The organism is Dactylosporangium sp. McL0621, from assembly GCF_049995355.1.
GTDB lineage: Bacteria > Actinomycetota > Actinomycetes > Mycobacteriales > Micromonosporaceae > Dactylosporangium.
On record NZ_CP188259.1, the window covers coordinates 7075589 to 7093166 of the forward strand.

The following is a 17578-nucleotide window of genomic DNA, read 5'->3' on the forward strand; positions in this document are numbered from 1 at the left end:
CGAGCTGGCTGACGCCGCCGAAGGCCTCGACGGGCAGGCCCAACTCCCATGCGGCATGTTCGGTGCGAGGCGACGACGAAACGCACCGGATCGTAAGCCGACGACGGGCAGGTGCCGGCACCAGGTACGCCACGGCCGAGCCGGGACATGGTCTCCCAAAGAGGCGACAGAGTCTCGCGAGGCGGCTACATGATCTCCCGAGGTGCCCAACTCCACCGGCGCGGTCATCGGTGTATGACCCGCCGAGGCGGGTACCGGCCAGGTGACACAGGTAACACCTGGAACGGTTGGAGTGACCCGAAATCATGAGCGTTCGGCACGGAGCGCCCGGCTCCGGTACCAGGGAATCCGTTACGCCGCGGTGGGAGGGTAACGGCTCGCCCTGCGACGATCACGTGATCGTGCTGTTCGGCGCCACGGGGGATCTCGCCGGACGCGAGTTACTCCCCGGGCTGTTCCGCCTGGCAAAGGCGGGCCTGCTGCCGACCAGGTATCGCATCGTCGGCTCGGCGAGGTCCACGCTGACCGACGACGAGTTCCGCGAGCGCGCCAGGCGCGCTGTGGTCGAGTTCGGGAAGGTGGAGCCGACCGACGAGGAGTGGCGTGCGTTCGCCGACTCGCTGTCCTACGGCGCCGCGACGCCGGCGCAGCCGCAACCGCTGCTCGACGCGGTGGACGCGGCCGAGAAGGCGCTCGGCGGTCACCCGCGCCGTTTGTATCACCTGGCCGTGCCGCCGATCGCCTTCGCGCCCACGATCGGCATGCTCGCCGAGACGGATCTCGCCAAAAACGCCCGGATCATCGTCGAGAAGCCGTTCGGCACGGATCTGGCGTCGGCACGTGCGCTCAACGACACCATCCACGCCACCTTCGACGAGTCCCAGGTGTTCCGCATCGACCATTTCCTCGGCAAGGAGTCGGTCGACAACATCCTCGCCCTGCGGTTCGCCAACGGGCTGTTCGAACCGATCTGGAACCGCGACCACATCAGCTATGTACAGATCGATGTGCCGGAAACGCTCGGGATCGAGGGCCGGGCCGCGTTCTTCGAACAGACCGGCACGTTCCGCGACATGATCGTCACCCACCTGTTCCAGGTGCTGGGGTTCGTGGCGATGGAGCCGCCCACGTCGCTGACGGCCAAGCACCTGCGCGACGAGACGACCAAGGTCTTCGAGGCGATGCCACTGCTGGACCCCGGCCGGGTAGTACGCGGCCAGTTCCGCGGCTACCGCGACGAGCCCGGCGTCGACCCGCAGTCGCAGACCGAGACGTTTCTCGCCGCGCGCGTCGAGGTGGACAACTGGCGCTGGTCAGGGGTGCCGTTCTACCTGCGCTCCGGCAAGGCGCTCCGGCAGAAGCGACAAGTGGTCACGCTCGGGTTCAAGGAGCCGCCCCTGCGGATGTTCCCGCTGGATCGGGATACGCGCGATGCGACGCCCAGCAACAAGCTGGTGATCGAGTTCGACGACCCGGGCTGGATCGCGGCCCGTTTCCAGGCCAAGGAGCCCGGCGCCGCCCTGCGACTCGGCGAGGCGACCATGACGTTCCGGTACGCCGACTCGTTCTGCACGCAGTACGCGCTGGCGGGGTACGAGCGACTCATCCTCGAAGCCCTGCTGGGCGACCAGTCGCTGTTCACCCGCGCTGACGGCATCGAGCGGCTCTGGGAGGTGTCCGCGCCGCTGCTGGACAGTCCACCACCCGTAGAGGCGTACGCGCCGGGATCGTGGGGCCCGGACTCCATCGACCGGCTCATCGCGCCGCACCACTGGTACCTGCCAGACAGCCCATGACACCACCCATCCGCCGTGGGTGGGTGTGGACGCGCCGCGCACGTTTTGGTCTCAGTGCTCGGCGCGCCCATGGCATCGTGCCGTTGCCCTGGGCCGCGGACGCCATGGCCCAAACTCTCGTACGTTGGACTCGTGTCAGCCGTGCTTTTCCGCGTGGCCGCCGAACTCGCTGCGCATCGCGGAAAGCACCTTGTCGGTGAACTCGCCGAGCCCGCGTGACTCGAACCGCTCGACGAGCGCCGTGGTGATGACCGGAGCGGGCACGCTCTCGTCGATCGCGGCCTGGACGGTCCAGCGGCCCTCGCCGGAGTCCGACACCCGCCCAGTGAAGTCGTCCAGCTCGGGTGAGCGGGCCAGCGCGTCGGCGGTGAGGTCGACCAGCCACGATCCGACGACGGACCCACGCCGCCACAGCTCGGCGACCTCGGCGATGTCGATGTCGTACTGGTAGGCCTCCGGGTCGCGCAGCGGCGCGGTCTCGGCGTCGGCGAGACGGGTGGTCTTGCCCGCGTTCGCGTGCCTGACGATCGAAAGGCCCTCGCCGATGGCGGCCATCATCCCGTACTCGACGCCGTTGTGGACCATCTTCACGAAGTGACCGGCGCCGCTGGGACCGCAGTGCAGGTACCCCTCGGGGGCGGTCCCGTCACGGGTCCGGTTCGGCGTGAGCTCCGCGCTGCCACGGCCCGGGGCGATGGTTTTGAAGATCGGGTCGAGCCGCCTGACCGGCGCCTCCTCGCCGCCGATCATCAGGCAGTAGCCGCGTTCCAGACCCCACACCCCGCCCGACGTACCGCAGTCCAGATAGTGGATCCGGTGCTCGGCGAGCTGCCGGGCGCGAGTGATGTCGTCGCGGTAGTACGAGTTGCCGCCGTCGATCACCACGTCGTCCGGGTCGAGCAGCGTGATCAGCTGGTCAAGCGTGGACTGCACGGCCGCGGCCGGCACCATCAGCCAGACCGCGCGCGGCCTGTCGAGTTTGGCCACCAGATCCGCGAGCGAGGTCGCGCCGGTCATGCCCTCGTTGGAGAGCTGCTGCACGGTGCTCTCAGTGAGGGCGTACCCGACGCACCGGTGGCCGTCCTGTATGAGTCGGCGGACCAGGTTTGCGCCCATCCGCCCCAGGCCGACCATGCCGACCTGCATGGGTGTCTGCGTAGTCATTGCGATTCCCCCTCAAGCGGCGCCTCGCAGGTCCTCGCGCCGTTCGAACGTGCACGTTCCCTCGGCAGGTCGTCCACACATCAGGCGACCGCGGCGCGTTGCCTGGAGATCCGTTCGATCAGGTCGTTCCAGGCGGCGACGAACGACTTCGCTCCGTCAGCCTGCAGCTTTGCGGCGAGTTCGGCCACGTCGACGCCGGCGTCGCCGAAGCGGGCCAGCATCGCGTCGCAGTCGTCGCCGTCGGCGGCCATCGGCTCCCCGACCTCGCCGTGGTCGTAGAACGCCTGCAACGTCACGTCGGGCATGGTGTTGATCGTGAACGGGGCGGCGAGCCCGTGCACGTAGAGCGTGTCGGAGGCCGCGGGGTCCTTGGTCCTGGTGCTGGCCCACAGCAGCCGTTGGACGCGCCCGCCGGAGTTCTGCACGCGCTGCACCCGGTCGGAGTCCATGAGCCGGCGGTACGCCCGGTAGGTGGCGAGGCCGACCGCGAGGCCGAGCTGCTCCTTCAGCTCCTCGGGCACGCGGGTGGCGACGGCGGCGTCCCAGCGGGACATGAAGACCGAGGCGACCGACCCGACCGCGGGATCGAGCTGCTGCTCGAGTCGGCGTTCGACGCCGGTCAGGTAGGCGTCCGCGGCCGCCTCGTACTGCTCGGGCGAGAACAGCAGCGTGACGTTCACCGGTACGCCGGACGCGACGCACTCGGTGATCGCGGGCAGGCCCTCTGCGGTACCGGGAATCTTGATCAGCAGGTTGGGTCGTGCGGCTCGCGCGTGCAGCGTCTTGGCGGCCTCGATGGTCGCCTGTGTGTCGTAGGCGAGTAGCGGCGAGACCTCCAGCGACACCCAGCCATCCACGCCGTCGGTCTGCTCGTGCACACGCAGAAACTCGTCCGCGGCCCGCCGCAGGTCTTCGATCGCCAGGTCGAAGAACAGCTCCTCGGCGGAGAGCCCGGTGGTGCCCTTCGCGCGGATCGCGTCGTCGTAGTCGCCGGACTCGACGGCCTTGTCGAAGATTGACGGGTTCGAGGTGAGGCCGGTGACCGAGTACCGGTCGATGTAGTACTGGATCTGGCCGGAGTCGAGCATGCCGCGAGTGATGTTGTCCAGCCACAGGCTCTGCCCGTGCTCGTGCAGGATCTGGGTCGCCTTCACGTCGCCTCCTCGGTGGTCTGCGGTCGCCGTGTCGGTCAAGTGCTGGCGGCCACCTGGTCGCGGGCCGCTTGCGAGATGTGTTCGGGCGTGAAGCCGAACTTGCGCAGGAGGTGTTTGAGCGGCGCGGAGGCGCCGAACGTATGCATGCCGACAACTGCGCCGGTCTCGCCGACATACCGGTGCCAGCCGAGCGTGGACGCCTGCTCGATCCCGACCCGGGCCTGTACCGCCGGCGGCAGCACCTGGTCGCGGTACTGGCGTGGCTGCCGGTCGAACAGCTCCCAGCACGGCAGGCTGACCACCCGGGCGGCGATGCCGTCGCGGGCGAGTTCGTCGCGTGCTGCGAGCGCGAGTGCGACCTCCGAGCCGGTGGCCAGCAGGATGACGTCCGGCTCGCCGGAGTCCGCGTCGGCCAGTACGTATCCGCCCTGGGCGACCCCCGACGCGGCGGCCAGCCGGGTCCGGTCGAGGGTGGGCAGTGGCTGACGGGTGAGCACGAGGGCCGCGGGTTCGTGCCGTAGTCCGGCGACGATCCGCCAGGTCTCGGTCACCTCGTTCGCGTCGGCGGGGCGGAACACCAACAGGCCCGGCGTGGCCCGCAGCGAGGCGAGCTGTTCGACGGGCTGATGGGTCGGCCCGTCCTCGCCGACCCCGATGGAGTCGTGGGTGAAGATGTGCACCGTGGGGATCTCCATCAACGCCGAGAGCCGGATCGCCGGGCGGGCGTAGTCGGAGAAGATCAGGAATGTCGCCCAGTACGGGCGAAGCTTGGTCAGGGCCATCCCGTTGGCGATCGCCGCCGCCGCGTGCTCGCGGATACCGAGGTGGAAGTTGCGTCCGAGCCGGTCGTCGGGCTGGAAGTCGCCGGTGCCGGGGAACTCGAGCCGCGTTCGGGTGGACGGGGCGAGGTCGGCCGCGCCCCCCAACAGCCAGGGCACCGCCTGCGCGAGTGCGTTGAGCACCTGACCGGAGGAGGCACGGGTGGCGAGCCCCTTCGCATCGGCCGGGAACGTCGGCAGCGCGTCCTGCCAGCCGTCCGGGAGTTCCCGTCGCTGCATCCGCTCGATCTCGTCGGCCATCTGTGGATACTTGCTGCGGTACTCCTCGAAGCTCGATCGCCACGCGTCCCGCGCCGCGCTGCCGCGCGCGCCGATACCTCGCGCGAACCAGTCGTACACCTCGTCTGAGACGTGGAAGTCGTCGTCCTCGGGCAGGCCGAGGAACCGCTTGGTCTCGCGTACCGCCTGCGCGCCGAGCGGCTCTCCGTGCGCTTGCGCGGTGTCTTCGACCGGCGAACCGTACCCGATGTGGCTGTGCACCACGATCAGGGTCGGGCGCTCGTCTTCGGCCCGGAACGTGTGCAGCGCCCGCTCCACCGCGTCGAGGTCGTTGGCGTCCGCGACGGTCGTGACATTCCAGCCGTATGCCAGGAACCGCTCGGCCACGTCCTCGGTGAATGTGATGTCGGTGTGGCCCTCGATGGTCACCCGGTTCGAGTCGTAGATCCAGCACAGGTTCGACAACCGCTGGTGGCCGGCGAACGAGGCGGCCTCGGAGGAGATGCCTTCCATCATGTCGCCGTCCCCGGCGATGGCGTACACGTCGAAGTCGAAGAGCCGGAAGCCGTCGCGGTTGTACCGGGCGGCCAGCCACTGGCCGGCGACGGCCATCCCCACCGAGGTCGCCACGCCTTGACCGAGCGGCCCGGTAGTCGTCTCGACCCCGCTGGTCCACCGGTATTCGGGGTGGCCCGGGCAGCGCGAGTCCAGCTGCCGGAACGTCTTGAGGTCCTCGAGGGTGACCGAGGGACGGCCGAGCACCTCATAATCCGGATCGACCGCCCGCACCCCGCTCAGGTGCAACAGCGACCAGAGCAGCGCCGACGCATGGCCCTCGGACAGCACGAATCGGTCCCGGTTCGGCCAGATCGGATCGGCCGGGTCGAAGCGCAGGAACCGCTGCCACAGCGTGTACGCGACCGGCGCCATCCCCATCGGCGTACCCGGATGCCCCGACTCCGCCCGCTGGACCGCGTCCATACACAGGCCGCGGATGGTGTTGATTGACAGCGTATCCAGATCGATGGTCGTGGCGGTCAACATGGCCTCCGTGGATCGTGGATCTTGGCGTAGCGCGTTGGCGTCCCAAGCCGTGCTCGCAAGCCGTTCTAAACCAACCAGCCCTCCGAACCAACCAACATCCACAGGGTCCCGACAGACTCACCCGGACCGAGCGATTGTCATGCTGTCCGCAACACGCGCAGCTGCTGCGCAGACTCTGGTCGTGGATCGTCGACGACCCGCCGGCTTCGGCAACGCGGCCTGTGTGGCTCGGAAATCGGGTCTGGCTATGCGCCCTGCTTGTTCTGTTGATCAGTCCGTCGGATATCAAGTGACTGCATCGGAAGCGGCGTTGTGCGCTCCGGCTCGTCCGTCGTCTGAGAATGCCACGCGGCTTCCTGACGTACCACGGGCTTCCCGCAGAAGCCATTCCCGATGACCGGGGGACGCAGTCGTATGACTCATGCCCGGAGCCGCACCCGGCAAGCAGCATTCCACACATCGCCACCGGCGACCTCCTGCGCAGCCACGTCGCACGAGGCACGGCCCTCGGCCGCGCCGTGCGGCGTCACCTGGACCGCGGGGCCCTCGTGCCAGACAAAACCGTGCTGAGAATGGTCCGGCATGAGATCCTCGCGGCAAAGTCCGCCGGTGTGGGCTACGTTCTCGACGGCTACCTGAGGACGCCCGCGCAGGCGAGGGCGACGTCCCGGATGGCCGCGCACCTCGGGATGGACGCCGAGGTCGCGCTACACCTGCGGGCCGACGACGACGAGGTGATCCGGCGGATGCTCGCACGAGCCGCGACCGAGCACCGTTGCGACGACACAGAACCCGTGATCCGTCGGCGGCTGGCGCTCTACCACGAGCTGACGAGCCCGGTCCTGGACTGGTACGCCGCGCGCGGCATCCTGCTCTCCGTCGACGGGATGCGGACCCCCGACGAGGTCACCACGACAATCCTCGAGGCACTGGAGGTAGTCGAGGCGACTCCGAGCATCGACCGCGCGGTTTCCGGCCCCGTGGCCGCCGGCGTCGAGGCAGTGCCGTTCGACGGCGCCGTGGCGGACCCGGTAGCCGCCCTGTCGTAGTGCGCAGGGTTTTCGGGTGACGGATTGGAGGTCCGCCCGTCCGACACGACTTTCCGGCTGCCGTCAACGGGTGAGGTCCCAGACGCTCGCCGCCCTGCTACGTGATTCGAGGATCTCCTCGGTGGGGTGGGGTCGGCCACGGGCGCGGTGCCGGTGTTGCCACTGGACCGTTTCCCGTGGCCGCCCGCCCGAACCTGAGGGGTCATGGGGTCGCGATGGTGTTGCCGCGGCAGCGATAGCGGGTCACGGCGATGACGCCGTACGTCAATGCCACGAGAGATGTCGTGTGAGAAGCTGCTCCTTCAGTCGTCCTTGTTTGCTCGAGGGCGTGCAGGCGACTCCGACAGGCGCGTTCGGCGACCAAGCGGCCATCTCCGAGCCACCGTCAGCGAGGTGTGCAAAGGCCATCCGGTGTGAGTACGACACGTGCGCCCCTTGGTGTGGGGACGTGAGGCCCAAGGGTTTGCGGGCCATGCACCCGGAAAGTAACTGTCGTACGTCGTACAAGAGGCTCGACGGGTGAGGCCGATCGCAACCCCCACCGGTCGGCTCGCTGCCGTTCGAGCAGACCGACCTGGCCCACGGAGGATGATGCGCCATGACGACTATCGAGCTGTACCCCGACGACGTTCACAACCAGCGGACGATCCGCCAGGGCCACCCACCTGACTGGGTCAACCGCGACGGTGGTGACTACGACTTGGTGGTGCTTGGCGGCGGACCGGGCGGCCTCACCGCCGCCACGACTGCCGCTGCAGGCGGGCACCGCGTCGCTATGACTGAGCAGCGACTGACCGGGGGTACCTGTGTCAACTTCGGCTGCACGCCGAGCAAGGCGCTGATTCGCTGCGCACGCGCGGTACACGATGCGAGCCGCGGGGCCGAGTTCGGATTTCGGCTCGACGCCCCACCCCAGGCTGATTTCGGGTCGGTCATGGATCGGGTCCGCAGGATGCGTTCCTTGAGCAGCTCAGGCGATGCGGTCGAGGTGGCCGAGCAAGCGGGGGTGGAGGTCTATCTCGGGCACACGCGCTTCACCGCGCCGAATGCCGTCGAGGTGGAGGGCCGGACGCTGCGATTTCGGAAGGCTGTGATCGCCACCGGGTCGGAGCCGGTGGTGCCCCCCATCGAGGGACTGCGGACCGGCGAGTACCTGACCAACGAGACCGTCTTCTCACTGACCGAGCTGCCGGCCAGGCTGGTCGTCATCGGCAGCGGTCCGCTGGGATGCGAGCTGGCCCAGGCCTTCCGCCGTCTCGGCAGCGAGGTGGACCTGGTCAGCCACCCCAGGACCCTGCTGCCCCATGATGAGCCGGAGGTCGGTGAGCTGATCCGTCGCCGGTTCGAGCAGGAAGGGATAAGGCTCCATCTGGGGTTCACGGCAGTACGGGCGGGCGCCGGGCGTTTGCTGGTGCAGGGTCCCGACGAGACACGCGAGCTGCCCTATGATGCGCTGCTGCTCGCTACCGGCCGCAAGGCGAACGTGGAGCACATGGACCTGGACGCGGCCGGGGTACACGTCGCCAGAGACGGCGTGGAGGTCGATGCATACCTGTGCACCAGCAACCCCGACATCTATGCCGCCGGCGATGCGACCTTCCCGCAGAAGTACACGCACGCGGCCATTGCGACAGCGCGGCTGTGTATCGCGAACGCGCTGAATGGAGCGCGTCGCCCGGCACGGGAGCTCGTCATTCCCCACTGCACCTACACCGATCCCGAGGTGGCCGAGGTGGGCCTGACACCGCGCCGAGCCCGCAACGAAGGTGTCGCCATCGACGCCTACCGGCTTGACCTGGCCAAGGTGGAGCGGGCGTTCATCGACGGCGAGGAGGACGGATTCGGGGTGATCTACACGCGTAGCGGCAGCAGCGAGATCGCAGGAGCGACGCTTGTGGCGGCGCACGCCGGTGAGATGATCAGCGAGCTTACGCTGGCAACCACGAACCAGATGCCCTTGGAGGCGCTGGCCAACACGGTTCACTGCTACCCGACACAGGCCGAGGTCTTCCAGCGGATCGCACTGCAACACGCCGGAAGGGTCGCTGTGGCCCACTAAAGATCTTTCGGTATTTGAGTGATGGTCAGAGACGTAGGCCGGTGTGGTCGAGGAAGTTGAAGCAGAGTTGGTAGCTGCTGCCGATGCGGTGCAGGCCGGTGTGGGCGGCGGTGTCGGCGTCGTTGAGGATGTCGGGGCACAGGTTGGCCAGTTCGGTGGCTTTGAGGTTGCCCCAGACCAGTTCCATGGGGTTGAGGTCGTGGGCGTAGCCGGGCAGTGCTTCGACGGTCAGCCAGTGCTGCTGGGTGGCAAGCCATGCCTTCATGTCCTTGGACCGGTGCGCGGACAGCCCGTCCCAGATCAGCACGATCGGCTTGCCGCGCAGGTGCCGGCGCAGCTGGGTGAGGAACGTGATGAGGCTTTCGGTGTTGTAGCTGCCGGGTTTGGTCTGGAAGATCAGCTTGGCCCGGGAGCGGTCGGGCCGGTAGGCCAGCACACCGGCCATGGACATCCGCGACCAGGAGAACCGGTGCCGCAACACGGGTGTCTGCCCGCGCGGTGCCCAGGTGCCGCGGACTACGGGCAGGAGCGAGAAGCCGCTCTCGTCCTGGAAACAGATCCACGCTCCCCGTCGCCGGGCCCCCTTTTGATCCTGGGCCAGTCCTGCTTGACCCACGCTTCGATCGCTGCGTCGTCCCGTTCGACGGCCCGCCGGGCCGGGCGCTGCCGGGTCCAGCCGAGGCGCTGCCGCAGGATTGTCCAGGTCTGCGTCGGCCCGTACCGCACGCTGGTGACCCGTTCGATCACGTCCGCCACCCGGGCGAGGGTCCACAGGTCGGTGCCGAACCCGCTGGCCTTCGGCCCGGCCAGCAGTGCCGACTCCACTTCGGACAGTTGCTCGTCCGACAGCCGCGGCGTACGCCCCAGTCGCTGCGCGCCGGTCAGGGCCTCCCGGCCGCCGGCCCGCCACGCCCGATGCCACCGCGACGCGGTCTGCGCAGAGACCCCCAGTTGCGTCACCACATCGGCCTGCCGCGCGCCGTCCTCGAACAACTCCGCCGCCCGAATCCGGCGCTGCCGCAACACATCAACATCCAGACGAGCGGCACCACGCCGACCCGCCGGCTGTGCAGAGACCGACATGCCACCGATTCTCGTACCCGGCAACACGATCAGCCCGCAACGACTCACCTCAATACCGAAAGATCTTTAATCCCGGGGTAGACGACGCCCGCGAAGGGCCGATGGTGGCGGCGAGGATCTTCAGGTCGGCCTTGTGGGCGCGATGGGCCAGCGCTTTGAAGCCCTCGATGAGGGCGTCGGCGGTGACGGGAGCCTCGCCGGACATGCCGGCGAGGCCGAGGTCGTTGATGCCGAAGTGCACCAGGACGTGGGTCAGGCCGGGAATCGAAAGAACGTCGCGGTCGAAGCGCGCCAGTCCGTGCTCGCCGACCTCGTCGCGCAGGAGGCGGTTTCCGGCGATGCCCTGGTTGACGACCCAGCTCCGCTTGAGGCGCCGGTTGAGGAAGTCCACAGAGCGGTTGTTCGCGCCGGTCGTGGAACCGACCTTCGAACCAGGAGTCGCCGAACGCCACGGCGATCGCGGTGTCGTCCGGGGTGAGCACGTCGACGCCTAACAAGTCCTAACAGAATGATCTAGGGACTTCCGTCCTTTGTGGACGATGATCTATAGTGTCGACCGTGCGGAAGGGCGAGCAGCCACCATGGATGGTGCCGGACGGGTTGTGGGAGCGGATCGAGCCGCTGTTGCCCCGGCACCCGCGGCGGTTGCGTAACCCCGGGCGGAAACGGGTGCCGGACCGGCAGGTGCTGTGCGGGATTCTGTTCGTGCTGTACACGGCGATCCCGTGGGAGTTCCTGCCGCAGGAGTTGGGCTTCGGGTCTGGGATGACCTGCTGGCGGCGGCTGGCCGAGTGGCACGAGGCCGGGGTCTGGCAACGTCTGCACGAGCTCCTGCTGGCCGAGCTACGCGCCGCGGACAAGCTCGACTGGTCCAAGGCGGTGATCGACGGCTCGCATGTGCGGGCCCTGAAGGGCGGCCCAAAACCGGACCGAGCCCGGTCGACCGCGCCAAGACCGGCTCGAAACACCACGTCATCACCGACGGCGCGGGCATCCCACTCGCCGTCAGCCTGACCGGCGGCAACCGCCACGACGTCACGCAGCTCCTGCCGTTGATCGACGCCATCCCGCCGATACGTGGCAAACGCGGCCGGCCCCGCCGACGCCCCGACAGCCTGTACGCCGACCGGGCCTACGACTTCGACATCTACCGCGACCGGGTCCGCGATCAGGGCATCACCCCCTACTTCGCCCGCCGCGGCGTCGAGCACGGCTCCGGGCTGGGCGTTCACCGCTGGGTGGTCGAGCAGACGGTCGCGCTGCTGCACTGGTTCCGCCGCCTCCGCATCCGCTGGGAGATCCGCGACGACATCCACGAAGCGTTCATGAGCCTCGCCTGCTCCATCATCTGCTACCGCCGACTCATCAAGTGATCATTCTGTTAGGACTTGTAAGACATAGAACCTGGCTTCTACCTGCTCAGCCTCAGCTGGTCGGTGCCAGGTGCAGCACCACGTCGAACCGCTGCCCGGCCAGCGCCTGCGGGACGAGGGCAGAGGTGTAGTCGATGATCCGGTCCGCGCCGGAGGAGCGGACGCGGTCATGGCTGCGCGCGCTGGCGATCGCGGTCACTGTGGCACCGGCCTGTGCGGCGAGCTGGACGGCGTAGCCGCCCACCGCGCAGCCCCCGCCGTCGATGAGGACGCTCTGCCCGGTCTTCAGCCCGGCGTGCTCGAACAGCGCCTGCCAGGCCGCCAGCCCGACCGAGGGCAGCGCCGCGGCGTCGGCGAGCTCGACCGTGCGCGGGGCGGCGGCCAGCGCCGCGGCGGGCGCGGCGACGTACTCGGCGGCCGCACCGGGCGTGGCCGGCGGCAGGAACGCCACCGTTGCGTCCCCGACGCTCCAGCCGCGCACGCCGCCGTTGCAACGTCGGTGTTCGACGCGTCTTCAGCGCACGCAAGAGTCATCTTCGCGCGCATCGCCAGGACCTGCGCCGACTTCGTCCGCCGCGACCAGCGAACCAACGTCGCGCGGTCTTCATCGGTCAGCACCAGCGGGGCGGTGGGACGCCCGATCCTCGGCGTCCCACCGCCCTACACCAACTTATGAGGCGAACTTAGGACGCAGCACGCTGGTTGCCGTTGGAAATCCGGCCGGCTCCGACGCCGGTACGACGCCAGGCCATGCGGATGAGTGCGGCCGCGGTCAGCGAGCAGAACGCCAGCACTGCAGCGACGGTGCGGATTGCATGTGCAAGTTGCCAGCGGTCACGAACGCTCGCCCAGTCCGAGGGCGGAGCCTGCACCGACCAGTCGGCTTGGTCGCCGTTGATTGGCACGTTGACCGTTAGCGAGGTGACGAACACCAGCGCGAGCATCACGAGCGCCGCCAGCACTAACCACCGGTCGTTGCCTCTGGCCCTGATCGTAAAAACGCCGAGGATCGCCGTGCAGATCAGCGCCGGGATCAACGTGACGGACGCCAGTGTGTCCAGCGAGTCCAGCTCGACCTGCCGCACCTGCGTGTAGACCGCGGCATCGTAGCCCCGCAACGACGTCTCGAGAACGAGCACCGCGAGCAGGAATCCCGAGAAAAGTCCGGTGAACAGCAGGCCGGCCCCACGCAGGAGCTTGAGGATGGCGCTCTCGGGCATGACGGTCACGTAGCCTTCTCGGCGGCGGACGTGGAGTGGATAAAGTCGCCGATCACGGTGGCCAGCCATGGCCCGCGGTCCTCCTGGAGGAAGTGGCCGGCGTCGTCGATGACGATCTCCTGTGCACCCGGGACGCCGTCGCGCAACGTCGTCCTCCCCTCGCCGACGCCCCAGTCGCTGTCGGCGTGTACGTACAGGAAGGGGATGGACAGGGTCCGTAGGACCGACCAGGCCTCGCGATTCGGTACGGTTGCATCGTCGTACGGGGTGAGCGGGATGAGCAGCGGGAACTGCCGGGCGCCCTGCAGGTAGCGCTCGTCGGGGAACGGCGCGTTGTACGCCGCCCGGACCGCGGGGTCGAGCTGGGTGACGGTGCCACGGTCCACGACCGCGCCCGCCTCGAACGGGTTGGCCCGCTGGCTGAGCTGCAGCCAGATCGAGAGTGGACCGCTGGGTTCCCGGTCTCCGGTGGGAAGCGAGGTGCTCGCCGCCACGACGCGCCGGAACCGATCCGGGTGTTCGGCCAGCAGGCGCAAGCCCAGCAGGCCGCCCCAGTCGTGACCGACCATCGTGACATCGCGCAGGTCGAGGCGATCGATGACCGTCTCGCGGAGCCAGTCGACGTGGGCCTGGTAGGTGTAGGCGAACCGATCGGTGGGCTTGTCGGATTTGCCGAAGCCGACCAGGTCGGGGGCGACACAGCGATGTCCGGCCGCGACCAGCGGCGGGATGATGTGCCGGTAGAGATAACTCCAGGTTGGCTCACCGTGCAACAGCAGCACAGTTTCGCCGGATGCATCGGCTGGACCAGGTCGCTCGTCGATATAGTGCACCCGCAGCTGGCTGCCGGCGTCGTCGCCGGCGTCTATCGCGACGTAGTGCGATTCGAACGGGTAGTCGGGCAGTCCGTCGAAGCGGGCGTCCGGAGTGCGGAGGCTGTCGATGGTCATGAGGCCACCGCCCGGAAGGCGTGTGCGTGGTCGGTGACCCATTCGGCGAAGGTGCGGGCCGGACGGCCGAGGATCTGCTCCACCTCGTTGATGGCGGACGTGTTGGCCCGCACTGCGGCCCACGGCAGTCCACGGCCGGCGACCGCGTCTTCGACTTCCTTGTTGCGGTCGCCATACGACCGCGACAGCTGGTACGCCGGGTCGTCGTCGACGTTGGTCGCCGACAGCGCGATGACACGCCGTACACCCAGCTCGGCGGCGAGTGCCAGCAGCTTGCCGGCGTTCTCCCCGACGGCGCGCGGGTGCACGAACAGGGCACTGGCCCCCTCCAGTGCTGGCAAGAGACTCTCGGGCCGGCTCAGGTCGGCGGTGACGGGCTCGACGCCGGCTGTCGGCGTTCCGGCTTCGGCGGACCGAGTCACGGCTCTGACGGTGACGCCTTGGTCCTCGAGTAACGCGACGAGCGGGCGGCCGACTGCGCCGGTCGCTCCGGTGACCACGATCATGACAACTCCAGTTCTCTGGGTTTCGTAAATTACGGAGAGCGTGCGTGCATCCCTAAAGGCTCGTCGACTACTCGGCATCGGGGGGTAAATTCCCGGATGCCCTGCGCGAGTTCTGCTGGCTGGTCAGGGGGTGAGTGTGTAGTTGTCGTCTATCTCGACCAGTTGGACCTGCGGGAGGAGGCCGGCGAGGCGCCGGCCGTGCTGGCGTGCATCGCGCGACGATGCGCGCCGAAGGGGAGCGTCGGTGCCACGCAGCGGTGATCATCGGACAGCTCGGCGATCGGGCCGTCCCATAGCGAGGCGTTCATGAGAAAAGCGGCGATGGCCACCCCCGGAGCGGGGGCATGGCGTAAAGGCCGTGCAACAACACAATCGTGGGCCGTCGCCGTCCGTGTCCCGTACTCGATCGTCCCGGCGGAGAGCTCGATCTCCTTCATGCTGATCGGTGCAGCGCGGTTGGTGGGCGGACCGCCGACTGATCAAGCAGGTGCCGGCGTAGGAAGGACAGCTCGGCCTCCACGGCCTGCTCATGTGCATCCATGAATGGTGCGTAGTGGCCGCCGGGCAGAGTAACCAGCTCGGCGCCGGGCGCCCGTCGTGCCGCCCGGACGGCGGGCCCGGCAGGCGCCGACTGATCCTGGTCGCAGACGACGGCCAGCAGTGGGCACCGCGCTCGGGATGCGTAGCGGCCGGGCCGGTAGAAGGTGACGCGGAGCGCGGAGCGGGCTGCGACGTTCTGCTGCCAGTCCAGGTACTTGTTGTCCGGGTTGAGCGCTTGGTTGCCATCGCGTGAGTCCGGCGTAGTGAGGAGCGCGACAGTGCCCGGCTCCCCGACGAGCGGAACCAGCACAGGAGGGCGCCCGACGAGACTGCCGAGTGCATCGAGGATGCCCCTGCCCATGAAGCGCAGCATGGCGAGTGGCTCCTGGTGGCGGACCGCGTTGCGTGAGGCAGCCGGACCATCGACGTTCGGCGTCTGCGCGATAGCCGCCGCAAGCTGCGGGTTCTGCGCTGCGATGGGGAAGACATAGCCACCTGGCAGCGAGAATGCCCAGGCGGCGAGCTTGGCCGGGTCGACTCCGGGCAGGGTCGCAGCGAACTCGATCGCGGCCCGCCAGTCCGCCAGCTGCTCCCCGACGCGCGCGACTTGGCGAGGTTCACCACCACTCTCGCCGAAATGTCGATGGTCGAAGGCCAGGACGGCGAACCCGGCCTGGTGGAACCGCTTGGCGAACATGTCGGTGCCCGGCTCTTTGGTCACCGCGAACCCGCCGGTCATGATCACGCAGCCGCCGTTCGTTCCCGGATAGTGCCAGGCTGCGCACTCGGTATCGCCGCTGACGAATCTGACCTTCTCGCGTTTCACGAACATGACAAACTCCGATTCTCTGAGTCGGACATGCCAACGATGTGTTCTACGCGCGCCGCGCGCCGTCGGCTGCCCGCTGTTCGGCGGGTGCCGCGCTGGACTGATATCCGAATGTTCTGAGCGCCGCGCCGACCGGTGATGGGCGGCTGAGAGGTTGGACCAAAGTCCTGCCCGGCGAGTGCCCGGCGGCTGGCCGGCCGGATGCGCCGTCCGAGCGCTGTCGGCAGCAGCCCGGCGGTCATCCACGTGATGAGGACGAGGATGGAGCGGCTGGCGGCGGCTCCGTCGAAACTCGACGTCGAGCGCAGCAGCGTTCCGCCGGCGTCAGCCGGGAACAGTTGCCCGGGCGTCCCGAACCCGGCGGGGAGCATTTCCGGGGCTGAGGTGACTCCGGATATCGAGTTGCCGATCAAGAACATGATCACGGCGCCGAGCCCGATACCTGCCGGCCCGACCATCGCGACGAGCATCTTGTAGTGCGACTCGGTTGAGTTCACGGCGGTCCCTCTACGTCGGCGGCACCTGATACTGGGAGCATAGCATACGGTTTCCGTATTATCTGTGATCGCAAGCACTTGGCGATACCGAGCGCTAGTGGCGGTTTAGGCGCACCCTAGGTCGACCTGGCCGAGGTTCGGTCCGCCCGTACAGCGGCCTGGCGTACGATTACGCTTTGTCAGAATCAGGTGCAGGCCATGCGCCCCGGGCCGCCACCGGAGCCGGGGTGCCGCCGACCACGTCGTTGAACCGCAGCGGTCCGTGCTGCGCCAGCGCGAGCAGTTGCGGCTGCAAACCCCAACGGGTCACCGAGTGGGCGCCGCTGCGCCGAGAAGGCGTCGGTCGTGCCGATCACCCCGGCCGCCACCCGGTCACCACCCGCGAACCGCCATCGCAGCACCAAGGCCACCTCCGCGGCAGCGGCAAACCGCGTCCGATCTTCGGCAATGATCCGACTCGGCCGGCCGCACATCGATCAGCCATACCCGTCGCGGCCGATCGCGAGAAAGGCACATGCTTGGCCCAGCCGTTCGTCCTCGTCAACCGCAGGACCGCTGCTGATCGGCGACATGGCGTGGTAATGATCGCCGGCGGCGTGTTCGTGGCTGATCCCGTGTTCGGCTTCCGCCGGGCGCGCCCCCGGGCACCCCGACATGCCTAGCCGGCACGGCATCGGGCACGCCATCGCGTTCTCACACGGCCTTCTGAATGCCTTGCGGGCCTGCCCTGACCGGGGCGCACTCGTCTGACCGAAGTTCTCGTGCGGTGTCAGCGTCACGCATGTCGGTCCGCTGCGTGGCTCGGCAAACGAGCGATGACCTCGGCCAGCGGTAGGTCGGCCGCGCTTGTGAGAACGATGTCCGCGCTGTCGAACTGTCGGACGTCTACGAAAGGGTTGGGGATCGCCACGGTGGCCGTCTCGGCACGCCTGGCCGCAGTCACACAATGCGGCGTGTCCTCGACGGCCACAGCACGAGAACCGGTGATGCCGAGTCGATCGAGTGCGTGGTGGTAGACCGCCGGATCCGGTTTGTGCGCCGGCACCTCATCGCCGGTGGCGATGACGCCGAACGTGTCGAAGACACCGACTCGGGACAGGTGCTCGCGCACCCAAGCACGGGGCGAGCTGCTGGCCACCGCGCACAGAAGACCCAAGGTCCGCGCAGCTATCGCCTCGGCAGCGACGCGACGTCCAGCCGGCACTGGTTCCTCTTTGATCAGCGCTCGGCGTACTCATCTGAAGGCCCCTGACCTG

Annotated in this window: 18 protein-coding genes; 4 read left to right on the top strand and 14 right to left on the bottom strand. The window is 68.4% G+C overall.

Features of this window, described 5'->3' with window-relative positions; all coding sequences use genetic code 11:
- Positions 1–395 precede the first annotated feature (395 nt).
- Positions 396–1796: a glucose-6-phosphate dehydrogenase gene (zwf, locus tag ACPPVO_RS33400; protein WP_426502525.1), complete on the top strand. Its 1401-nt coding sequence runs from the start codon at positions 396–398 to the stop codon at positions 1794–1796.
- Positions 1797–1931: 135 nt separating this feature from the next.
- Here zwf and gnd read toward each other — a convergent pair whose 3' ends face one another.
- The 3 genes from gnd to tkt form a co-directional block, all read right to left on the bottom strand.
- Positions 1932–2960 carry a phosphogluconate dehydrogenase (NAD(+)-dependent, decarboxylating) gene (gene gnd / locus ACPPVO_RS33405; protein WP_426502526.1) on the bottom strand — a complete coding sequence of 343 codons (1029 nt, stop codon included), beginning with the start codon at positions 2958–2960 and terminating at the stop codon, positions 1932–1934.
- A gap of 80 nt (positions 2961–3040) precedes the next feature.
- Complete coding sequence (gene tal / locus ACPPVO_RS33410) at positions 3041–4114, bottom strand: transaldolase (protein ID WP_426502527.1); 1074 nt, start codon at positions 4112–4114, stop codon at positions 3041–3043.
- Between the two features lie 35 nt (positions 4115–4149).
- On the bottom strand, positions 4150–6318 hold the full coding sequence (gene tkt / locus ACPPVO_RS33415) for a transketolase (RefSeq protein WP_426502528.1): 2169 nt from the start codon (positions 6316–6318) through the stop codon (positions 4150–4152).
- 239 nt (positions 6319–6557) lie between these two features.
- Here tkt and ACPPVO_RS33420 point away from each other — a divergent pair, with 239 nt between their 5' ends.
- Positions 6558–7265: an adenylate kinase family protein gene (locus tag ACPPVO_RS33420; protein ID WP_426502529.1), complete on the top strand. Its 708-nt coding sequence runs from the start codon at positions 6558–6560 to the stop codon at positions 7263–7265.
- A 598-nt stretch (positions 7266–7863) separates the two neighbouring features.
- On the top strand, positions 7864–9324 hold the full coding sequence (locus ACPPVO_RS33425) for an FAD-dependent oxidoreductase (protein ID WP_426502530.1): 1461 nt from the start codon (positions 7864–7866) through the stop codon (positions 9322–9324).
- A 25-nt stretch (positions 9325–9349) separates the two neighbouring features.
- Here the strand turns inward: ACPPVO_RS33425 and ACPPVO_RS33430 are convergent, their stop codons facing one another.
- The 3 genes from ACPPVO_RS33430 to ACPPVO_RS33440 all read right to left on the bottom strand — a co-directional run bounded on the left by ACPPVO_RS33430 (position 9350) and on the right by ACPPVO_RS33440 (position 10798).
- Positions 9350–9940 (bottom strand): IS630 family transposase, encoded by a 591-nt coding sequence (locus tag ACPPVO_RS33430; protein WP_426502513.1) that lies wholly within the window; start codon positions 9938–9940, stop codon positions 9350–9352.
- Positions 9841–10350 (bottom strand): winged helix-turn-helix domain-containing protein, encoded by a 510-nt coding sequence (locus ACPPVO_RS33435; protein ID WP_426502512.1) that lies wholly within the window; start codon positions 10348–10350, stop codon positions 9841–9843. Before ACPPVO_RS33435 ends, ACPPVO_RS33430 begins: the two co-directional genes overlap by 100 nt.
- Before the next feature lie 106 nt (positions 10351–10456).
- Positions 10457–10798 (bottom strand): GDSL-type esterase/lipase family protein, encoded by a 342-nt coding sequence (locus ACPPVO_RS33440; RefSeq protein WP_426502531.1) that lies wholly within the window; start codon positions 10796–10798, stop codon positions 10457–10459.
- Positions 10799–10992: 194 nt separating this feature from the next.
- On the opposite strand from ACPPVO_RS33440, the gene ACPPVO_RS33445 reads away from it, so the two are divergent.
- Positions 10993–11780 (top strand): IS5 family transposase gene (locus ACPPVO_RS33445; protein WP_426514666.1). Its coding sequence is split into 2 segments (ribosomal slippage): positions 10993–11326 and positions 11326–11780, totalling 789 coding nucleotides; the frame shifts between segments, so codons are not numbered across the junction.
- A 52-nt stretch (positions 11781–11832) separates the two neighbouring features.
- On the opposite strand, the gene ACPPVO_RS33450 is transcribed toward ACPPVO_RS33445, so the two are convergent.
- The 8 genes from ACPPVO_RS33450 to ACPPVO_RS33485 all read right to left on the bottom strand — a co-directional run bounded on the left by ACPPVO_RS33450 (position 11833) and on the right by ACPPVO_RS33485 (position 17526).
- The gene (locus tag ACPPVO_RS33450) at positions 11833–12261 is read right to left on the bottom strand and encodes a hypothetical protein (RefSeq protein ID WP_426502532.1); all 429 of its coding nucleotides are present in this window, start codon (positions 12259–12261) and stop codon (positions 11833–11835) included.
- A gap of 202 nt (positions 12262–12463) precedes the next feature.
- A complete protein-coding gene (locus tag ACPPVO_RS33455) occupies positions 12464–13000 on the bottom strand; it encodes an anthrone oxygenase family protein (RefSeq protein WP_426514743.1) in 537 nt (178 codons plus the stop codon).
- 5 nt (positions 13001–13005) lie between these two features.
- Positions 13006–13944, bottom strand: coding sequence for a haloalkane dehalogenase (locus ACPPVO_RS33460; protein WP_426514744.1), 939 nt, complete (start codon positions 13942–13944; stop codon positions 13006–13008).
- Positions 13945–13946: 2 nt separating this feature from the next.
- Positions 13947–14456 (bottom strand): SDR family oxidoreductase, encoded by a 510-nt coding sequence (locus ACPPVO_RS33465; RefSeq protein WP_426502533.1) that lies wholly within the window; start codon positions 14454–14456, stop codon positions 13947–13949.
- 149 nt (positions 14457–14605) lie between these two features.
- Complete coding sequence (locus tag ACPPVO_RS33470) at positions 14606–14893, bottom strand: hypothetical protein (protein WP_426502534.1); 288 nt, start codon at positions 14891–14893, stop codon at positions 14606–14608.
- Positions 14890–15828, bottom strand: a complete 939-nt coding sequence (locus tag ACPPVO_RS33475) for an alpha/beta hydrolase (protein WP_426502535.1) — start codon at positions 15826–15828, stop codon at positions 14890–14892. Before ACPPVO_RS33475 ends, ACPPVO_RS33470 begins: the two co-directional genes overlap by 4 nt.
- Positions 15819–16322 carry a hypothetical protein gene (locus tag ACPPVO_RS33480; RefSeq protein WP_426502536.1) on the bottom strand — a complete coding sequence of 168 codons (504 nt, stop codon included), beginning with the start codon at positions 16320–16322 and terminating at the stop codon, positions 15819–15821. The genes ACPPVO_RS33475 and ACPPVO_RS33480 overlap by 10 nt, the downstream gene beginning before the upstream one ends.
- Before the next feature lie 775 nt (positions 16323–17097).
- Positions 17098–17526, bottom strand: a complete 429-nt coding sequence (locus ACPPVO_RS33485; RefSeq protein ID WP_426502537.1) for an HAD-IA family hydrolase — start codon at positions 17524–17526, stop codon at positions 17098–17100.
- Between the last annotated feature and the right edge of the window lie 52 nt (positions 17527–17578).